Source organism: Paracoccus sp. S1E-3 (assembly GCF_013868135.1).
GTDB lineage: Bacteria > Pseudomonadota > Alphaproteobacteria > Rhodobacterales > Rhodobacteraceae > Paracoccus.
In genome coordinates this window covers 13,141-30,957 of record NZ_JACEMU010000007.1, presented here as the reverse complement: position 1 = coordinate 30,957, position 17,817 = coordinate 13,141, and the positions used below count along the sequence as shown (strand labels likewise).

At 66.6% G+C, this 17,817-nt stretch carries 14 protein-coding genes; 2 read left to right on the top strand and 12 right to left on the bottom strand.

Annotated elements, in window-relative coordinates:
- The first annotated feature begins 75 nt into the window (after positions 1–75).
- Both H1S04_RS11110 and H1S04_RS11105 read left to right on the top strand, forming a co-directional pair.
- Positions 76–1,296, top strand: coding sequence for an efflux RND transporter periplasmic adaptor subunit (locus H1S04_RS11110; RefSeq protein ID WP_255435583.1), 1,221 nt, complete (start codon positions 76–78; stop codon positions 1,294–1,296).
- A gap of 1 nt (position 1,297) precedes the next feature.
- Positions 1,298–4,432, top strand: coding sequence for a multidrug efflux RND transporter permease subunit (locus H1S04_RS11105; RefSeq protein ID WP_181745660.1), 3,135 nt, complete (start codon positions 1,298–1,300; stop codon positions 4,430–4,432).
- Here H1S04_RS11105 and H1S04_RS11100 read toward each other — a convergent pair.
- The 12 genes from H1S04_RS11100 to H1S04_RS11045 form a co-directional block, all read right to left on the bottom strand.
- Positions 4,416–5,672, bottom strand: coding sequence for a glycerate kinase (locus H1S04_RS11100; protein ID WP_181745659.1), 1,257 nt, complete (start codon positions 5,670–5,672; stop codon positions 4,416–4,418). The genes H1S04_RS11105 and H1S04_RS11100 overlap by 17 nt on opposite strands.
- Positions 5,665–6,672: a LacI family DNA-binding transcriptional regulator gene (locus tag H1S04_RS11095; RefSeq protein ID WP_181745658.1), complete on the bottom strand. Its 1,008-nt coding sequence runs from the start codon at positions 6,670–6,672 to the stop codon at positions 5,665–5,667. The genes H1S04_RS11100 and H1S04_RS11095 overlap by 8 nt, the downstream gene beginning before the upstream one ends.
- Positions 6,669–7,835 carry a dihydrodipicolinate synthase family protein gene (locus H1S04_RS11090; protein WP_181745657.1) on the bottom strand — a complete coding sequence of 389 codons (1,167 nt, stop codon included), beginning with the start codon at positions 7,833–7,835 and terminating at the stop codon, positions 6,669–6,671. The genes H1S04_RS11095 and H1S04_RS11090 overlap by 4 nt, the downstream gene beginning before the upstream one ends.
- A 3-nt stretch (positions 7,836–7,838) precedes the next feature.
- The gene (locus tag H1S04_RS11085) at positions 7,839–8,153 is read right to left on the bottom strand and encodes a Dabb family protein (RefSeq protein ID WP_181745656.1); all 315 of its coding nucleotides are present in this window, start codon (positions 8,151–8,153) and stop codon (positions 7,839–7,841) included.
- 1 nt (position 8,154) lies between these two features.
- A complete protein-coding gene (locus tag H1S04_RS11080; protein WP_181745655.1) occupies positions 8,155–9,750 on the bottom strand; it encodes a GMC family oxidoreductase in 1,596 nt (531 codons plus the stop codon).
- 11 nt (positions 9,751–9,761) lie between these two features.
- On the bottom strand, positions 9,762–10,517 hold the full coding sequence (locus H1S04_RS11075; RefSeq protein WP_181745654.1) for a 3-ketoacyl-ACP reductase: 756 nt from the start codon (positions 10,515–10,517) through the stop codon (positions 9,762–9,764).
- Positions 10,514–12,007, bottom strand: coding sequence for a GMC oxidoreductase (locus H1S04_RS11070; protein WP_181745653.1), 1,494 nt, complete (start codon positions 12,005–12,007; stop codon positions 10,514–10,516). Before H1S04_RS11070 ends, H1S04_RS11075 begins: the two co-directional genes overlap by 4 nt.
- A gap of 2 nt (positions 12,008–12,009) precedes the next feature.
- A complete protein-coding gene (locus tag H1S04_RS11065; protein WP_181745652.1) occupies positions 12,010–13,128 on the bottom strand; it encodes an ABC transporter ATP-binding protein in 1,119 nt (372 codons plus the stop codon).
- A gap of 3 nt (positions 13,129–13,131) precedes the next feature.
- Positions 13,132–14,013 (bottom strand): carbohydrate ABC transporter permease, encoded by an 882-nt coding sequence (locus H1S04_RS11060; RefSeq protein ID WP_181745651.1) that lies wholly within the window; start codon positions 14,011–14,013, stop codon positions 13,132–13,134.
- The gene (locus H1S04_RS11055) at positions 14,013–14,912 is read right to left on the bottom strand and encodes a carbohydrate ABC transporter permease (RefSeq protein WP_181745650.1); all 900 of its coding nucleotides are present in this window, start codon (positions 14,910–14,912) and stop codon (positions 14,013–14,015) included. The genes H1S04_RS11060 and H1S04_RS11055 overlap by 1 nt, the downstream gene beginning before the upstream one ends.
- Before the next feature lie 83 nt (positions 14,913–14,995).
- The gene (locus H1S04_RS11050) at positions 14,996–16,252 is read right to left on the bottom strand and encodes an ABC transporter substrate-binding protein (RefSeq protein WP_181745649.1); all 1,257 of its coding nucleotides are present in this window, start codon (positions 16,250–16,252) and stop codon (positions 14,996–14,998) included.
- A 41-nt stretch (positions 16,253–16,293) separates the two neighbouring features.
- A complete protein-coding gene (locus tag H1S04_RS11045) occupies positions 16,294–17,817 on the bottom strand; it encodes an aldehyde dehydrogenase family protein (protein WP_181745648.1) in 1,524 nt (507 codons plus the stop codon).

The following is a 17,817-nucleotide window of genomic DNA, read 5'->3' as shown; positions in this document are numbered from 1 at the left end:
ATGCTGCTGACCCCATCCCGCCCGTTACCCCCTGCGCGCGCCTCTGCCGTGGTCCTGGCTTTGGCCGTGGCCCTCATGGTTTCGCTTGTCCCGGCACAAGCCCAGCAGGGTCGCGGCCCGCAAGGCCCGACCGAGGTCGGCATCATGCCCGTGACCCGCAGCGAGGTGCCGGTGACGGTGGAACTGCCCGGCCGTGCTGTGGCCTATCAACTGGCCGCGATTCGCCCCAAGGTCGGCGGCGAGATCACCGAAATCCCCTATCAGGCCGGCGCCGAGGTCGAGGCCGGCACCGTGCTGTTCCGGCTGGAGGACGAAAGCCTGGAGGCCGAGCTGGCGGCCGAGGAAATCGCCGTCACCTCGGCCGAGGCGGCACTGGACTGGGCGCGCGACACGGTGGAACGCTACCGCAAGCTCAGCGGTTCGGGCGTGAGTCTGACCGATGTGCAATCTGCGGTGGTGGCGCTGGCGCAGGCCGAGGCCGCGGCGGGGGCCACCCGCTCGCGTCTGCAACTGGCCCGGCTGGCGCTGGAGCGGACGGCGATCACCAGCCCGATCCCCGGCATCGTCGCCGTCACCCCCTTCAGCGTCGGCGATATCGTCAGTGCCAACCAGTCCGAACAGCTGACCGAGGTGGCGCAGGTCGATCCGATCTATGTCGATGTCTCGGAATCGCGCGCCCGCATCCTGCGCCATCGGCAAAGCATCGATGACGGCAACATGCAGCGCCCCGGCGTCCCCATCGACGCCCGGATGACGCTGGAAACAGGCGAGGTCTATGCCCAGCCGGGCCGCGTCCTCAGCCCCGGCACGGCGGTGTCGGCGACCACCGGGACCATCCCGATCCGCCTGCAATTTCCCAATCCGGACCGGATGATCCTGCCCGGCCAGTTCGTTCGCGTCACCCTGACCATCGGCCAGATCAACGCCATCCTGGTGCCGCAACGCGCCACCAGCCGCTCGGCCGCGGGCCAGCTGACCGCCTTCGTCGCGCGCGACAACAAGGCGGTGCAGGTCCAGCTGACCGAACAGGGCACGCATGAAAATGCCTGGATCGTGACCGATGGCCTGGCCGAGGGCGACAGCCTGATCCTCGACGGGCTGGACAATCTGCGCGACGGGGCCGAAATCACCACCGTCCCTGTCACGATCGACGCCGAGGGCGTGGTGCGCGATGCCGCCCCCGATAATGAACCGGCCCAGGAAGACGCCGCCGCCACTTCGGCGCAGCGCGACACGCCCGGCCCGACCTCGACCGCCGCGGCCGCGGCCGCGGCCACCCCCACCAGCAGCAACTGAGATGGGCCAGTTCTTCATCCACCGACCCGTCTTCGCCTGGGTGCTGGCCATCGTGACCATGCTGGCCGGGGTCTACGGGTTGCTGGGTCTGCCGGTCTCGCAATATCCCGACATCGCACCGACCACGGTGCGGATCAGCGCCAGCTATTCCGGCGCGACCGCCGAGGCGGTGCAGAATTCCGTTACCACGCCCATTGAGGACGCGCTGACCGGGATCGAGGGCCTGCTGTATTTCGAAAGCAGCTCCTCGCTTGGCCGGTCCAGCCTCACCCTCACCTTCGATGACAGCGTCGATCCAACCGATGCGCTGAACGATGTGCAATCCAAGGTCCGCAGCGTCGAATCGCGCCTGCCGACGCCGGTGCAGGACGATGGGGTCAGCGTCACGCGCTCCACTTCCTCGATCCTGATGGTCGGCTCGCTGGTGTCGACCGACGGGCGCTTCACCACGGTCGAGCTGGGCAACATGCTCGAGGAGATCGTCGAGGGCCCGGTCAAGCGGGTGCAGGGCGTGGGTGGGATCAACATCTTCGGCTCGGGTTATGCGATGCGGATCTGGCTGGACCCATTCCGGCTGGCGCAATACAACCTGCTGCCCACGGACATCACGGCGGCGGTGGCGGCGCAAAACTCGACCGTTTCGGTCGGCTCGCTGGGGTCGCAGCCGGTGCTGCCGGGGCAGCAGTTCACCTCGACCATCACCGCCCAAAGCCAGCTGACCAGTATCGAGGAATTCCGCCGCATCCTGTTGAAAACAGATGAAGACGGGGGGAATGTCTGGCTGGGCGACGTGGCCGATATCGAGATCGGCCAGCAGCGCTACGGCTCGGACAGCCGGTTCGACGGGTTGAACGCGGCCGGCTTCGGGGTGAACCTGGAAACCGGTGCCAATGCCGTCGAGACCGCCGAGGGCGTGCGCGAGGTGCTGGACAACCTCGGCCGCAGCCTGCCCGAAGGTGTGGACCTGCGGGTGGCCTATGACACCTCGCCTTTCGTGGAGCTGTCGATCGAGAAGGTCTACAGCACGCTCATCGAGGCGATCGTGCTGGTGGTCGCGGTCATTCTGATCTTCCTGCAGACCTGGCGCGCGACCATCATCCCGGTGATCGTGGTGCCGGTGGTGCTGCTGGGCACTTTCGCGGTGCTTGCGGCGCTGGGATATTCCATCAATACCCTGACCATGTTCGCCATGGTGCTGGCCATCGGTCTGCTGGTCGATGATGCCATCGTGGTGGTCGAAAACGTCGAACGGGTCATGCGCGAGGACGGCCTCGGCCCGGTGCAGGCGACGGAAAAGTCGATGCGGCAGATCTCGGGCGCGCTGATCGGCATCGCCGCCGTGCTGTCGGCGGTGTTTCTGCCCATGGCCTTCATGGCGGGATCGACCGGGGTGGTCTACCGGCAGTTTTCCGTCACCATCATCACCGCCATGGGGCTGTCGCTGGCAGCGGCGCTGATCCTGACACCCTCGCAGACGGCGTCCATCCTGCGCCCACATCACGGCGATGCCCGCTTCGCCGCCGCCCGCTGGTTCAATCGCCAGTTCGACCGCCTGGCCGATGGCTATGCCGCGATCATCGCCCGGCTTCTGCGCCGCCCCTTCATGGCGCTTCTGGTGCTGGCGCTGATCTCGCTCGGCACCTGGCAGCTGTTCACACGGATGAACTCGACCTTCCTGCCGACCGAGGATCAGGGCGTGCTGATGGCACAGATCACACTGTCGGAAGGCTCGACCGCGCAGCAGACCCGCGCCGTGGTCGAGGAAATCGAGCAATATCTGCTGAACGACGAACCGGCGGTCGAATCCGTCTTCGGCGCCCTTGGCTGGGGCTGGTCCGGCAGCTCGCAAAGCCGGGCCATGCTGTTCGTGAAGCTGAAGGATTTCGACCTGCGCGACACGCCCGAGCAATCCGCCCGCGCGGTGGCGCAGCGCGCCAATGACCGCTTCGGCAAGAACCGCGCGGGCCGCATCAGCTTCAACCAGCCGCCGCCCATTCAGGGTCTGGGCAATCAGGCAGGTTTCAGCATGTTCCTGATCGATCAGACCGCGCAGGGCACCGACAAACTGCGCGAGGCCTCGGCCACGCTGGAAACCGCCAGCGAGACCAGCACCCTCGTCACCAATGTCGAGGGCCGGGGCGACGAGGATGATGCCGCGCTGCATCTCGACATCGATGCCCAACGGGCCGAGGCGCTTGGCCTGAATGTCAGCGAAGTGAACGGGATGCTCTCGGTGATCTTCTCGGGGCGCGAGGTCAATGATTTCGCCATGGGGGCGACCCTGCGCCCGGTGATCGTGCAGGGCGCGTCCGGTTTCCGCATGCAGCCCGAGGATCTGGAGGCGTGGTATGCCCGCAATTCGGCGGGCGAGATGGTGCCGTTCAGCGCCTTCTCCTCCTATCGGTGGGAGCCGGTGGCACCGCGGCTGCAGCGCTTTGACGGCACCGATGCGATTTCCATGTCGGGCACCGAGGCCGAGGGCGCAAGCTCGGGTCAGGCGATGGAGGCGATGGAACAGATGGTCGCCGATCTGCCCGGCGGGTTCGGCGTCGCATGGACCGGCCTGTCCTATCAGGAACAGCAGTCGGGCAATCAGGCCCCCTGGCTTTATGCACTGTCGGCGCTGGTGGTGTTCCTGTCACTCGCGGCGATCTATGAAAGCTGGTCGGTGCCGTTTTCGGTGATGCTGGCGGTGCCCGTCGGCATTCTGGGCGCGGTGGTGGCGGCGCTGATCTTCGGACAGTCGAACGATGTCTATTTCAAGGTCGGCATCCTGACCACCATCGGGCTGGCGGCCAAGAACGCCATTCTGATCGTCGAATTCGCCCGCGTGCTGGAGCTTGAGGGACGCAGCACCATCGCCGCCGCGACCGAGGCCGCCAAGCTGCGCCTGCGCCCGATCCTGATGACCTCGCTGGCCTTCATCCTCGGGGTGCTGCCGCTGGCCACGGCGCGGGGCGCGGGGGCGGCGGCGCAGAACTCCATCGGGATCGGGGTGATGGGCGGCATGATCGCGGCCACCTTCATCGGCATCTTCCTGGTGCCCAGCTTCTATGTCGCCATCCGCCGCCTGTCCGGCCCGCTGCGCGCCCCGCCGCCGAAACGCGGCGCGTCCGCGCCTATGCCGGGCGAATGAGGATGGCGCGGAAGTCGTTCACATTGGTCAGCGTCGGCCCGGTCACCACCTGATCGCCGAGCGTGCCGAAGAAGCTGTGCGCGTCGTTATTCGCCAGCGCCTGGGCAGGGTCGCGCCGCGCGAACATGGCGCGGGTCAGCGTATCAGGCCCGATCTGCGCGCCGGCGATTTCCGCCGCGCCATCGACGCCGTCGGTGTCGCAGGCGATCGCGCGGATGCCCGGCGCGCCATCCAGCGCCAGTGCCAGCGCCAGCGCATATTCTGCATTGGGACCGCCCACGCCATTGCCCGTTCGGGTCACTGTCAACTCTCCGCCCGAGAGGAGCAGCAAGGGGGGCATTCCGGCGTTGCGCCCGGCCTGCGCAGCCAGCGCCAAGGCTGCATGTTCGGCAGCAACCTCGCGCGCCTCGCCGCCCAGATCGTCGCCGAGGATCCGCACCTCGAAACCGGCCTCGCGCGCCATCTCGGCTGCCGCCGCCAGCGACTGCGCGGGCGCGGCCACCACGCGGTTCTCGACCCCGGCGAGGCGCGGATCACCGGGCGGGATCACCCCGGTCTGGCCTGCCAGCACAGCCTGCGCGCTGTCGGGCAGCGCGATCCCCCAACGCGCCGCAATCGCGCGCGCCTCCGCAGCGGTCGAGGCATCGCCCACCGTCGGCCCCGATCCGATCATCGCCGGATCATCGCCCGGCACGTCCGAAATCATCAGCGCCAGCACCCGCGCGGGCGCGGCGGCGGCGGCCAGTTGGCCGCCCTTCACCCGGCTGAGATGCTTGCGCAGCACGTTCATCTGGTCGATCGGCGCGCCCGAGGCCAGCAGCGCCGCATTCACCGCCTGCTTTTCCGCCAGCGTCATCGCTCCCGCCGGCGCGCAAAGCAGCGCCGAGGCCCCGCCAGAGATCAGCATGACCACCAGATCCTCCGCGCCCAGTCCCGCCAGCAGATCCAGCATCCGCGCCGTCGCCGCGACCCCGGCCTGATCAGGCACCGGATGGGCGGCAAGCGCGATCTCGATCCCTTGCGTCGGACGGCCATAGCCGTAGCGGGTGATCACCAGCCCCTCGACCGGGCCCCAGGCGGCCTCGACCGCCTCAGCCATGCGGGCGGATGCCTTGCCGGCGCCGACCACGACCACCCGCCCCGCCGGGCGCGGCGGCAGGTTCCCGGAGATGAAGCGCATCGGATCGGCGACCGCGACGGCGCGGTCGAACAGGCTTCGCAGGAAAGCCACATCATCCATGGTCAACCCCCAGCGAGGATGCGCGCGCGATCAGCCCGACCGGCGCGCGGGTTTCAGCGGGCGGCACCAGACCGCCATTCAGCCAGCCCAGCAGCCGCACCGCGGTGTCATGCCCGAAGCGGGCAATATCGCAACTGACCGAGGACAGGGCGGGCCAGACTTCGGCGCATTCTTCGATATTGTCGAAGCCGACAAGGCGGATGTCCTCGCCCACGCGGCGCCGCTGCCGGGCCAGCCCGTTCATCAGCCCCAGCGCCACCAGATCGTTGAAGCACAGGACGGCCTGGGTGTCTTCGGGCAGGCTCAGCGCCGCTTCATGGCCGCCGTGGCGGGTGATGGCGCCGGGCAGCATCAGCGGCTCCAGCCCGGCGGCGGCCATTTCCGCGAGATAGCCCGAGGCGCGTTCGGCGGTGATCTGCCGCTCGGGCCGACCGCCCAGAAAAGCGATGCGGGTCAGCCCCTGATCCAGCAGGTGCCGGGTGGCGACCGCGCCGCCGGTGGCGTAATCGAACGAGGCGAAGGGGATGCGCCCCGCGCTGCCATCCAGCTTGCGCAGCACCTGCATGGCCGGGATCTGCGCCGCCGCGATCTGGTCCATGATCGCGCCGGGATCGCCGAAGGTGGGCGAGATCACCAGCCCCGCGACCCCGTGTTCAATCATCGACTGCACCAGTTGCGCCTGTCGGGCCGGGTCCTCGTCCGAATTGCCGATCACCGTGGCATAGCCCTGTTCCGCCAACGCCATCTGCATCGAGGTCGCGAATTCGGTGAAGAACGGGTTGCGCAAGTCGTTTATGACCAGCCCGATCAGCCCGGTCGAGGCCGAGCGCAGATTGGCCGCCGCCCGGTTATAGACGTAACCCACCCGCGCCATCGCCTCGCGCACGGCAAGCGCGGTTTCCTCGCGCACAAGCGGGCTGCCCTGCAGCACCAGCGAGACGGTGGATTTCGACACCCCCGCCGCCCTCGCCACGTCCAGAATGGTCGGCCTGCGCGTCATGCCCCGATGCCGTGGACGGCCAGCAGGTGGCGCATCCGCGCCTCGGCCAGATCGGGATTCTGCAGCAGCCCGGCATTGGCGGCCAGCCGGTAAAGCTCGGCATAATGGGTAATGCCGCGCGTGGACTGAAAGCCCGCCGGCATGATGAAGCCCGGCTGCATCCCGTTCAGCCATGACAGAAAGGCAATCCCCGCCTTGTAGAATTGCGTCGGCGCGCGGAACAATTCGCGCGAAAGCGGCACGGTCGGCTCCATCAGCGCGTCATAGCCCGCGCGGTCGCCCGCCGCCAGCGCATCCAGCGCCTGCGCGGCGGCGGGGGCGATGGCGGTGAACGCCCCCAGCAGCGCGTGGGAATGGTGCTTTCCGTCGCCCGCGATCAGCGCCGCATAGTTGAAATCGTCGCCGGTATAGAGCTTCACCCCCTCGGGCAGGCGGGCGCGGAAATCTTCCTCATGCGCCTGATCCAGCAGCGAGATCTTGATGCCGTCGACGCGGCCAGGATGAGCCGCGATCAGATCCAGCACCGCATCCGAGGCGGCGGCGATGCTGTCATGCCCCCAATAGCCTTTCAGCGCCGGGTCGAACATATCACCCAGCCAGTGCAGGATCACCGGCTCCTTCGCCTGCGCGATCAGCCGGTCGTAGACGCGCCGGTAATCGGCAGGCGCCGCATTGATCGCCGGCAACGCCCGCGTCGCCATCAGGATCAACTGGCCGCCCTCGGCCTCGATCGCGTCCATCTGATGTTCATAGGCCGCGACGATGCTGTCCAGATCCGGCAGCTCCGCCAGCGTCCTGTGATCGGTGCCCGCCCCGCAGGCCACGCGCGGCTTCAGCGGATGGGCCTTCGCCTCCTTCATGGTGCGCGCGATCAACTCGCGCGCGGTGTCCCAGTCGACGCCCATGCCGCGTTGGGCGGTATCCATCGCCTCGGCCAGCCCGAGACCCTGATCCCAGAGGCCACGGCGGAAGTTCAGCGTCGCCTCCCAGTCGACCGCCGGGCGGTCGGTCCAGGGCGCCCGTTCGGCCAGGGGATCGCTGACGACATGGGCGGCGGCGAAGGCCACGCGGGTCCAGGGACGGGTCGGCGCGCGCGGCACCAGCGGCTCGCGGGTGCTGGCGAAGGTTTGCAGCGTGCCGTCATAGGTGGGCAGGTTGAGCATGGGTCAGTCCTTCACAGCAAGATCGAAAACCAGAATGCCGTCGAGTCCGCCAACCGCGTTCGCGATCAGCGCCTCGCTGACGCGGCGGTGGTCGGGATGGGCCTGATAGGCGGCAAGCGCATCCCAATCGGTGAAATCGGGGACGAAGCCGTGCAGATAGCCGCGCTCGATCTGCTCGGGGCTTTCGCTGCGCCCCGCGGTGATGGCGATCACCCCCGGCAGCACGGCGCGGATGGCGTGCAGATCGGCGAAAATGGCGTCGATGGCGGCCTCGGGCAGGTCGTCGCGAAAGCGGATCAGGACGATATGGCGGATCATCTCAGGCCCCATGATCGGCGCGGATCATGTCGGCGGCCTTTTCCGCGATCATGATCGTGGGGGCGTTGGTGTTCGACGAAATCAGCCGCGGCATGATCGAGGCATCGACGACGCGCAGCCCGGCGATGCCGTTGAGGCGCAGCCGGGTATCGACCACCGCCGCCCTATCGCTGCCCATCCGGCAGGTGCCGGCCGGGTGGTGGTCGGTCTTGGCATTGGCGACGGCGTAATCGAGGTAATCCTCGTCGGTCCGGACCTGCGGTCCCGGCAGCACCTCGCGCAGGACATAGGGTTTCAGGGCGCTCTGGGCCATGATCTCCTGCGCCAGCTTCAGGCCCCGGATCGACATTTCGCGGTCATGGGGATCGGCCCAGTAATTCGGGTCGATCAGCGGCGCGGCCTTGGGATCGCTGCTGGCCAGCCGTACCGTGCCGCGCGACCGCGGGCGCAGATAGGCCGAGTTCAGCGTCACGCCGCCATTCGGCATCGCGGCCACCCCCGCCTCGATCCCCGAACCGAGGCCGAGATGGAACTGGATATCGGGCGAACGTGCATCAGCATCGGCATACCAGAAGCCCCCGGTTTCAAACAGGCTGGAGGCGACCGGCCCCTTGCGGGTCAGCAGATATTGAAGGCCGGCCACCGCCGACCACCACGGCTTGGCGTAGCGGTCATAGGTATGGGGGCCGGTGCATTCGGCGATCACGAACAGGTCGAGATGGTCCTGCAGGTCCGACCCCACCCCCGGCTGGTCCAGCACCACATCGATGCCCAGATCGCGCAGGTGATCGGCGGGGCCGATCCCCGACAGCATCAGCAGGCGTGGCGAACCGATGGCGCCCGAGGACAGGATCACCTCGGCCGTCGCGCGCAGGCTGCGGCTGGTGCTGCCCTCGGCAACCCGGATGCCCACGGCGCGGCCGCCTTCCACCTCGATCGCCAGCACCTGCGCGCCCGACATCACCGTCAGGTTCGGCCGCGACCTCGCCGGGTCCAGAAACGCCACCGAGGTCGAGGACCGCCGCGCATGTTTCTGGGTCAACTGGTAATAGCCCACGCCGTCCTGCGTGGCCCCGGTCATATCCTCGTTATGGGGGATGCCGATCTCGCCCGCGGCGCGGAAATAGGCCTCGCAGATCGGCAAGGGCGCGGCGGGCTGGGACACGCCCAGGGGACCGCCCTGCCCGTGCCAGCGGTCGTTATAGGTGTCGTTATCCTCGGATTTGCGGAAATAGGGCAGAATGTCCTCATAGCTCCAGCCGTCGCAGCCAAGCTGGCGCCATTCGTCGTAATCCAACGCATTGCCGCGCGTATAGATCTGGGCGTTAATGCTGGAGCCGCCGCCCAGCACGCGGGCCTGGGTGAAGCGGATGACGCGGTTCTTCATGTGGCGCTGCGGCACGGTTTCCCAGCCCCAGCTGCCGATGCCCTTGGTCATTTTCGCAAAACCGGCCGGCATGGCGTAGAAGGGATGGCGCGGGCGGCCGCCGGCCTCGACCAGCAGCACGCGGGTGTCGGGATTCTCGGTCAGCCGGTTGGCCAGCACGCAGCCGGCGCTGCCGCCGCCGACGATGATGAAGTCATAATCACTGGCCATGCCCGGCCTCCTCACAATCTTGGAATCGACAGCCCGCCATCGACGGCGATCACGCTGCCCGTTGAAAAGGCCATCGCGCCCTGCACGAGCGGCAGGACAGCGCGGCCAATGTCGCCCGGATGGCCCCAGCGGTTCGCGGGCACCAGCCCGCCCGCGATCAGGGCTTCGTATTTGCCCGACACGCCCGCCGTCATCGGGGTCTGGATGATGCCGGGGCGGATCTCGAACACGCCGATATTGGCGGCGGCCAGCCGCGCCGCGAACAGCTTGACCATCATCGAGGCCCCGGCCTTGGAGATGCAATATTCGGCCCGCTCGGGCGAGACCATCTCGGCGCTGACCGAGGTGACGAAGAGCATGCTGCGATAGGCATCCTCCGGCAGCGCCAGCATTCGCCGCGCCACCGCCTGCGCCAGAAAGAAATTGCCGCGCAGATTGATGCCCATGGTCCAGTCAAAGTTTTCCGGCATCAGATCCAGCAGGTCGCCGCGGATGCGCGCGGGCACCCCGGCATTGGCGATCAGCGTGGTGACCGGGCCGAGATCGCGTTCGACGGCATCCAGAAGCGCCGGCACCTCCCCGACCTGCGACAGGTCGTGACAATAATACCGCGCCTGCGGGCCGAGTGCCGCCAGCGCCTCCTGCACCGGGGCGGAGTCCTCGGGCTGTTCGGCGGCGATGGCGATCTGAAAGCCCGCCTCGCGCAAGGCGCTGGCAATGCCAAGCCCGATGCCCTGCTGGCCACCGGTGATCAGCGCCATGCTCATGCCCAGTCCCCCTTGCGGATATGGTCGGCCGCGCGCAAGGACAGCGCCGCGATGGTCAGCGCCGGGTTCACCGCCGCCGAGGTCGGCAGCACGCTGGCATCGGTGATGAACAGGTTCGGGTGGTCATGGGCACGGCCGTGAATATCGACCACGCTGCTGCCCGGATCGCGCCCCATCCGCGCCGTCCCGCATTGATGCGAGGGGGTGCGGCGGTCGAAAGGTTTCGACAGCACGATGGGATAGCCCGCCCGACGCAGTTCCTTCTTCAGCCGTGCCACCAGCGCCTCATGCGCTTCCCAGTTCGAGCGCTTCCAGTCCAGCCTGATCTGACCGTTATGCAGGCTGACCCGGCTTTCGGGATCGGGCAGATCCTCGGACATGGCATAAAGATCCAGCGCGCGGTCCGAGATCAGATTGGCCAGCATCAGCGGCAGGCCGGCCCCGGCGGCAAGGATCGGCCCCGTCACCCGGCCCAGCATCTGGATATTGCCCAGCGGCTCGCCCTTGGGACCGCCGGTTTCGTAGAAATCATTCACCATCAGGGTCTTCTGATAGACCGAGCGGTTGCGCCGGAAAGGGTGAACGGCCAGCACGGCGGAACAGTTATGGTTCATGAAATTGCGGCCAAGCTGATCCGACCTGTTGGCCAATCCCTGCGGATGCGCCCCATCCGCCGAGCGCAGCAGCAGGGCCGCCGAATTCACCGCACCCGCGGCAAGGGCGAAATGCCCGGCCTCGATCCGGGCCGGCCCCCGCGCGCCTTTCACATGCAGCGCCACGATGCGACCATCGTCACCGCATTCCAGCCGGGTCGCGCGCGTGCCGGTCAACAGGATGACATTGGGGTGTTTCAGCGCCTCGGCAATGCCGATGGTTTCGGCATCCATCTTGCCGCCCACCGTGTTCGGATAGCCGTCCCAGCCGATTTTGGCACGTTCCAACCAGCGTTCGATGTCCACCCCCAAAGGCAGATGGGACGGGTGCAGGCCGATGCCGGACAGACGGCGGCGCAGATCGGCGATTTCGGGTTCGTCGGGAACCGGCGGGAAGGGATAGGGGGCGGCATGGGGCGGCTCGCTCGGGTCGTCGCCCAATTGGCCGCGCACCTGATACATCTCCTCGGCGGCCTGATACCAGGGCGCCATCTCGGCATAGGTGATCGGCCAGCCGGGCGTGGTGCCACCCATATGGCGAATCGGGCTGAAATCGCTTTCGCGATAGCGCAGCAGCACCGCGCCGTAGAATTTGGAATTGCCGCCGACATAGTAGAAATTGCCGGGACTGAAGGGCTGGTCCTGCCCGTCCAGCCAGGTCTCGTCCGGCCGGAAGACGCCCCGGCCATGGATGGCGTAGCCGTCGATGGCCTCGGGCGTGTCCTCGATCCGCTCGCCCGCCTCGACGATCACGATGCGCTTGCCCGAGGGGGCGAGCGCCGCCGCCAGCGTCGCCCCCCCCATCCCCGAGCCGATGATGACCAGATCCGCGTCCATGATCAGCCCGTGATCCGGTCTTCGCTGGCTGGGTCGAAGATCACCGCCTTGTCCATATTGACGATGAAGTCGAAGGGCTGGCCGGGCTGGACATCCACATCCGCCCGCATCCGCGCGATACAGGCCTTGCCCGAGAGGGTCGTCTCCACGAAGGTGTCCGAGCCCGCCGGTTCGGTGACATGCACCATGTTGCGCAGGGGCTGGGTGTTCTTCGCGTTGCGGTCGACGCCGTCGGGATCGGTGATCGCTTCGGGGCGGATGCCAAGCACCACCGGCTTGTCCAGATAGGCGCGCAGGTTCGGGCCGTCCTGACTGAGATTCAGCAGCAACTTGCCCCCGTCCGACCCGGTCAGCTCGGCCGCGAGACCGCCGTTCGAAGCCCGCAGGGTCGCCGGCAGCAGGTTCATCGACGGGCTGCCCATGAAGCTGGCCACGAACATGTTCGCCGGCGTGTCGTAGATCTCCTTCGGGGTGCCCAGCTGCTGGACATAGCCCTTGTTCATCACCGCGATGCGCGTCGACAGCGTCAGTGCCTCGATCTGGTCATGGGTGACATAGACGATGGTGCTTTTCAGCCGCTGATGCAGCTTCTTGATCTCGGTCCGCATGTCCACGCGCAGCTTGGCGTCGAGGTTCGACAAGGGCTCGTCGAACAGGAACACATCCGGGTCGCGGACAAGCGCCCGGCCCATGGCGACGCGCTGGCGCTGACCGCCCGACAGCTGGCCCGGCTTGCGGTCCAGCAGGTGGTCGATCTGCAGAAGCTTCGCGACCTCGGCCAGCTTCTTTTCGCGTTCGGGCTTCGGGATGCCGTGCATCTCCATCCCGAAGGTGATGTTCTGGCCCACCGTCATGTTGGGGTAGAGCGCGTAGCTCTGGAACACCATGGCGATGTTGCGCTTCGAGGGGTGGACGTCGTTGACGACCCGGTTCTTGATCGAGATTTCGCCGCCGGTGATGTTTTCCAGCCCGGCGATCATGTTCAGAAGCGTGGACTTGCCGCAGCCCGAGGGGCCGACGAGGACCAGGAACTCACCCTCCTGCACGGCGATATCGACGCGGTGCAGCACCTCGACGGCGCCATAGGATTTGGTGACATTGTCGATGTTCAGAAAAGTCATCTCTCAGCCTTTCACAGAGCCAGCCATGAGACCGCGCACGAAATACCGCCCCGCCACGATATAGACGAGCAGCGTCGGCAGCGCGGCCAGAATGGCGCCAGCGAAGTGGACGTTGTATTCCTTGACCCCGGTCGAGCTGTTCACAAGGTTGTTCAGCGCCACGGTCATCGGCATGGAATCCAGATCGGCGAACGAGGCGCCGAACAGGAAGTCGTTCCAGATATTGGTGAATTGCCAGATGATGCAGACCACCGCGATCGGCCCTGATACCGGCAGCATGATCCGCCAGAAGATGCGGAAGAACCCCGCCCCGTCCATCATCGCCGCGCGCACCAGCTCGGTCGGGAAGGCGGCATAATAGTTGCGGAAATACAGCGTTGAAAAGCCGATCCCGTAGACCACATGAACGAGGATCAGCCCCCAGGTCGTCCCCGCCAGCCCCATCAGCCCCAGCAGCCGCGCCATCGGGATCAGCACGATCTGGAAAGGGATGAAGCAGGAAAACAGCATCAGCCCGAAGATGATGTTCGACCCGCGGAACTGCCACTTGGTCAGGATATAGCCGTTCAGCGCGCCGATGATGGTGGAAATCGCCACCGCCGGCACCACCATCAGGATCGAGTTCATGAAATAGGGCTTCAGCCCCGTCGCCTCGACCCCGATCTGCGCCGTCGACCAGGCCGATTTCCACGGCGCCAGCGTGGGTTCCGCCGGCAGCGACATCATGTTGCCGCCGGTGATTTCCGACAGCGGCTTGATCGAGTTGATCGCCATGATGAACAGCGGCAGCAGATAGAACAGCGCGAAATAGATCAGCACCACATAGATGAAGGTGCGGGCGATGCGGCCGGTGCGGACGGCCTGGTCCTGTGCGCCACCTGACATCACTTCTGCTCCTTCAGTTCGGCATAGATGTAGGGGATCATGATCGCGGCCACCCCCATCAGCATGATGACCGCCGAGGCAGCCCCAACGCCCATCTGGTTGCGGGTGAAGGTATAGGAATACATGAAGGTCGCGGGCAGCTCGGTCGCACGTCCCGGACCGCCGCCGGTCAGCGCGATCACCAGGTCATAGGACTTGATCGCGAGATGGGCGAGGATCACGAAGGCCGACAGAAAGGCGGGACGCAGCAGCGGAATGACGATGCGGCGATACAGCTGCCAGTTCGACGCGCCGTCGATCTGCGCGGCCTTCAGCATCTCGTTGTCGATGCCGCGCAGGCCGGCGAGGAACATCGCCATCACGAAGCCGGAGGATTGCCAGACGGCCGCGATCACCAGCGTATAGATCGCGTAATTGCGGTCCTTGATCCAGCCGAACTTGAAGCTGTCCCAACCCCACAGGTGCATGGTGTTTTCCAGCCCGATGCCCGGATCCAGCAGCCATTTCCACGCCGTCCCGGTAACAATGAAGGAAAGCGCCATGGGATAGAGGTAGATCGGGCGCAGCACCCCCTCGCCCCGGATCTTCTGGTCGAGGAAAATCGCCAGCAGCAGCCCGATGGCGATGCAGATGGTGATATACAGGCTGGCAAAGATCGCCAGGTTGATCAGCGCCGTGGTCCAGGCCGACAGGCCGAACAGGCGGACATAATTGTCCAGCCCGATCAGGTCGTAACTGGGCAGCATCTTGCTGTTCGTGAAGGACAGAAAGACCGTGTAGATGATGAAGCCGTAGACGAAGACCAGCATCGCCGCCAATGACGGCGACAGCACCAGTTTCGGCAGGATATCCTGCAGAACGGTGCGCAGATCCCTTGGCGCGCGGACTGACCGGGCCATGTTTCCCCCCTCCCCCTTGACGTGACATGCGGGCGCGGCCCGCGCTGGCGGCGACCCGCGGGGGCCGCCGCCAGCCGATGCGATTACTGGGCGCCCTCGACGGCGGCGGCCAGTTCCTCGGCGGCCTGCGCGCTGTCGTATTCGCCGTTGAAATGCGCGGTGATGACATCATACATCGCGTTTTTCACCGCCGCCGGGTTGGCGTGGCCATGGCCCATCGAGCCCAGCAGCGTGCCGGCCTCGGACGCGGCTTTCAGGTCCTTGATGCCCTGCTTGCCGCAATCGTCGAAGCCTTCGTCCGACACGTCGGTGCGCGCCGGGACCGAGCCCTTGACGATATTGAAGGCCGACTGGAAGCCGGGGGATTCCACCGCCTTGGCCATTTCCATCTGCGCGGCCTGTGCGGCCGGATCCTTCTGCTTGAACATGACGAATTCGTCGCTGTTGAAGGTCACGACGCCTTCGGTCCCCGGCACGCGGAAGCACAGGAAATCGGTGCCCGGTTTCTTGCCCGCGCGCAGGAACTCACCCTTGGCCCAGTCGCCCATGATCTGGAAGGCGGCCTCGCCATTGATGACCATGGCCGAGGCGAGGTTCCAGTCCCGGCCCGAGAAGTTGTCGTCGACGAAACCGCGCAGCTGCGCCATCTTGTCGAAGGCGGCGACCATCTCGGGCGAGTTCAGCGCCTCGGGATCGAGATCGATCATCGCTTTCTGATAGAATTCCGGGCCGCCCGAGGCCAGCACGGCGCTGTCGAAGATCGTCGCTTCCTGCCAGGGCTGACCGCCATGGGCGAGCGCAACCTTGCCCGAATCCTTCACCTTCTGAAGGGCGGCGATGAATTCGTCCCAGGTGGTCGGCTGGGCGATGCCCAGTTCGTCCAGAACCGCCTTGTTGGCCCAGACCCAGTTGGTCGAATGGACATTGACCGGGGCCGCGATCCAGTGGCCGTTCGGCTTGGCGAATTTCTGGATCGCCGCCGGGATCACCGCGTCCCAGCCCTCGGCCGCCGCGGCCTCGTCGAGGTTGGCCAGCACGTCGCCCTGATTGGCCCAGTCGAGGATGTCGAAGCCCAGCATCTGCACGGCGGTCGGTGGGTTGCCGGCGGTCACGCGGGCACGCAGCGCGGTCATTGCGGCCTCGCCGCCGCCACCGGCGACCGGCATGTCCTTCCAGCCGATGCCCTTGCCGGCCAGATCCTCCTTCAGGACGTTCAGCGCCGCGGCCTCGCCCCCGGCGGTCCACCAGTGAAGGACTTCCACATCCTCAGCCACGGCCATCCCGGCCGTCAGGCCAAGCGCCATTGCCGCGGTGGTCGCCAGTTTCAGTTTCAAACGCATGGTATCCTCCCCTTTTGCGTTTTGTGCCGACGGTTGGCCCGTCAGCCGTCGTTCACCCAAGGGCTGCGGCCCCGCGCCACGCGCATCTGGACCGTCTTGACCTCCAGGTATTCCTCCAGCCCATAGCGGCCCAGCTCGCGCCCGAGGCCGCTTTCCTTGACCCCACCAAACGGCATTTCCGCAAAGCCGTCCATCCATGTGTTCGTCCAGACGGTCCCGGCCTGCACCTTGCGGGCGAAATTCAGACAGGTGTGGATGTCGCGGCTCCAGACCCCGGCTGACAGGCCATAGGCGGCGCCATTGGCCAGACGAATCGCCTCGTCCTCGTCGCGGAAGGTCAGCACCGACAGGACCGGGCCGAAGACCTCCTCGCGCGCGATCGCCATGTCGGGGGTGACGCCCGCGACAACGGTCGGACCATAGAACTGGCCGCCGAGACCCGGCACCGCGAGGGCTTCGCCGCCGGTCAGCACCCGCGCGCCATCAGCTTTGGCCTGCTGCACATAGCCGTCGATCTTCTGCAGATGCGCATCCGAGATGATGGCGCCGACCTGCGTCGCCTCGTTCAGCGGATCGCCGAAGGGCACCTTCGCCGACAGCTTCGCCACCCGGTCCAGCAGATCCTCGGCCACATCCTGATGCACAATGATGCGGCTGCCCGAATTGCAGCATTCGCCGGCATTGAAATAGACGCCAAAGGCGATGGCATCGGCCGCCGCATCCAGATCGGCATCGGGGAAGATCACCTGCGGGTTCTTGCCGCCCAGTTCCAGCGAGACCTTCTTCAGCGTGGCCGAGGCCGCCGCCACGATCCGCTTGCCCACGGCGGTCGAGCCGGTGAAGCTGACCATATCGACACGCGGGTCCGAAGACATGATCGCCCCCACCGGATCGCCATAGCCCAGCACGATATTGACCACCCCCGCCGGCAACCCGGCCTCGATCAGCAATTCGCCAAGGATGACCGTAGTCGAGGGTGTCATTTCCGACGGCTTGACCACCGCCGTGCAGCCCGCCGCCAATGCGAAGGGCAGCTTCTGGCTGACAATCAGGAAGGGGAAATTCCACGGCGTGATGATGGATGCGACCCCGATCGGTTCCTTCAGCACCACCCCCAGCATATCGGGGCCGAGGCTGTTGTGGCTGTCGCCATGAACGGTGCGCGCCAGCGCCGCGGCATAGCGCCACAGATCGGCGGCACCCTCGATCTCGCCACGCGCCTGCGCGATGGGTTTGCCCGATTCCAGCACCTCGATCAGCGCGATGCGTTCGCGGTCGCGGTCGATCAGATCGGCCACCCGGTTCAGCAGCGCCGCACGGTCCTTGCCAGCCAGCATCGGCCAGTCGCCCTGATCGAAAGCCGCGCGGGCGGCGGCGATGGCGGCCAGCACCTCGGCCTCGCCGCCCTTGGCGGAGCGGCTGACCACCACCCTGTGCGAGGGCGAGATGCGCTCGAAACTGGCGCCGTCCGCGCTGTCCAGCCACGCCCCGTCGATCAGATGGCGTCCGGCGAAGGATTCGGGAAGTTGCGCGCCAGAGGCGGCGATTACGGTCATGTCGGTCAT

What these genes read in the sequence shown, in the direction of transcription:
- H1S04_RS11070 (WP_181745653.1), bottom strand. Translation starts at nt 12,007, where the DNA reads ATGGACGCGGATCTGGTCATCATCGGCTCGGGGATGGGGGGGGCGACG.
- H1S04_RS11110 (WP_255435583.1), top strand. Translation starts at nt 76, where the DNA reads ATGGTTTCGCTTGTCCCGGCACAAGCCCAGCAGGGTCGCGGCCCGCAA.
- H1S04_RS11080 (WP_181745655.1), bottom strand. Translation starts at nt 9,750, where the DNA reads ATGGCCAGTGATTATGACTTCATCATCGTCGGCGGCGGCAGCGCCGGC.
- H1S04_RS11075 (WP_181745654.1), bottom strand. Translation starts at nt 10,517, where the DNA reads ATGAGCATGGCGCTGATCACCGGTGGCCAGCAGGGCATCGGGCTTGGC.
- H1S04_RS11055 (WP_181745650.1), bottom strand. Translation starts at nt 14,912, where the DNA reads ATGGCCCGGTCAGTCCGCGCGCCAAGGGATCTGCGCACCGTTCTGCAG.
- H1S04_RS11045 (WP_181745648.1), bottom strand. Translation starts at nt 17,817, where the DNA reads ATGACCGACATGACCGTAATCGCCGCCTCTGGCGCGCAACTTCCCGAA.
- H1S04_RS11090 (WP_181745657.1), bottom strand. Translation starts at nt 7,835, where the DNA reads ATGCTCAACCTGCCCACCTATGACGGCACGCTGCAAACCTTCGCCAGC.
- H1S04_RS11100 (WP_181745659.1), bottom strand. Translation starts at nt 5,672, where the DNA reads ATGGATGATGTGGCTTTCCTGCGAAGCCTGTTCGACCGCGCCGTCGCG.
- H1S04_RS11105 (WP_181745660.1), top strand. Translation starts at nt 1,298, where the DNA reads ATGGGCCAGTTCTTCATCCACCGACCCGTCTTCGCCTGGGTGCTGGCC.
- H1S04_RS11095 (WP_181745658.1), bottom strand. Translation starts at nt 6,672, where the DNA reads ATGACGCGCAGGCCGACCATTCTGGACGTGGCGAGGGCGGCGGGGGTG.
- H1S04_RS11085 (WP_181745656.1), bottom strand. Translation starts at nt 8,153, where the DNA reads ATGATCCGCCATATCGTCCTGATCCGCTTTCGCGACGACCTGCCCGAG.
- H1S04_RS11050 (WP_181745649.1), bottom strand. Translation starts at nt 16,252, where the DNA reads ATGCGTTTGAAACTGAAACTGGCGACCACCGCGGCAATGGCGCTTGGC.
- H1S04_RS11060 (WP_181745651.1), bottom strand. Translation starts at nt 14,013, where the DNA reads ATGTCAGGTGGCGCACAGGACCAGGCCGTCCGCACCGGCCGCATCGCC.
- H1S04_RS11065 (WP_181745652.1), bottom strand. Translation starts at nt 13,128, where the DNA reads ATGACTTTTCTGAACATCGACAATGTCACCAAATCCTATGGCGCCGTC.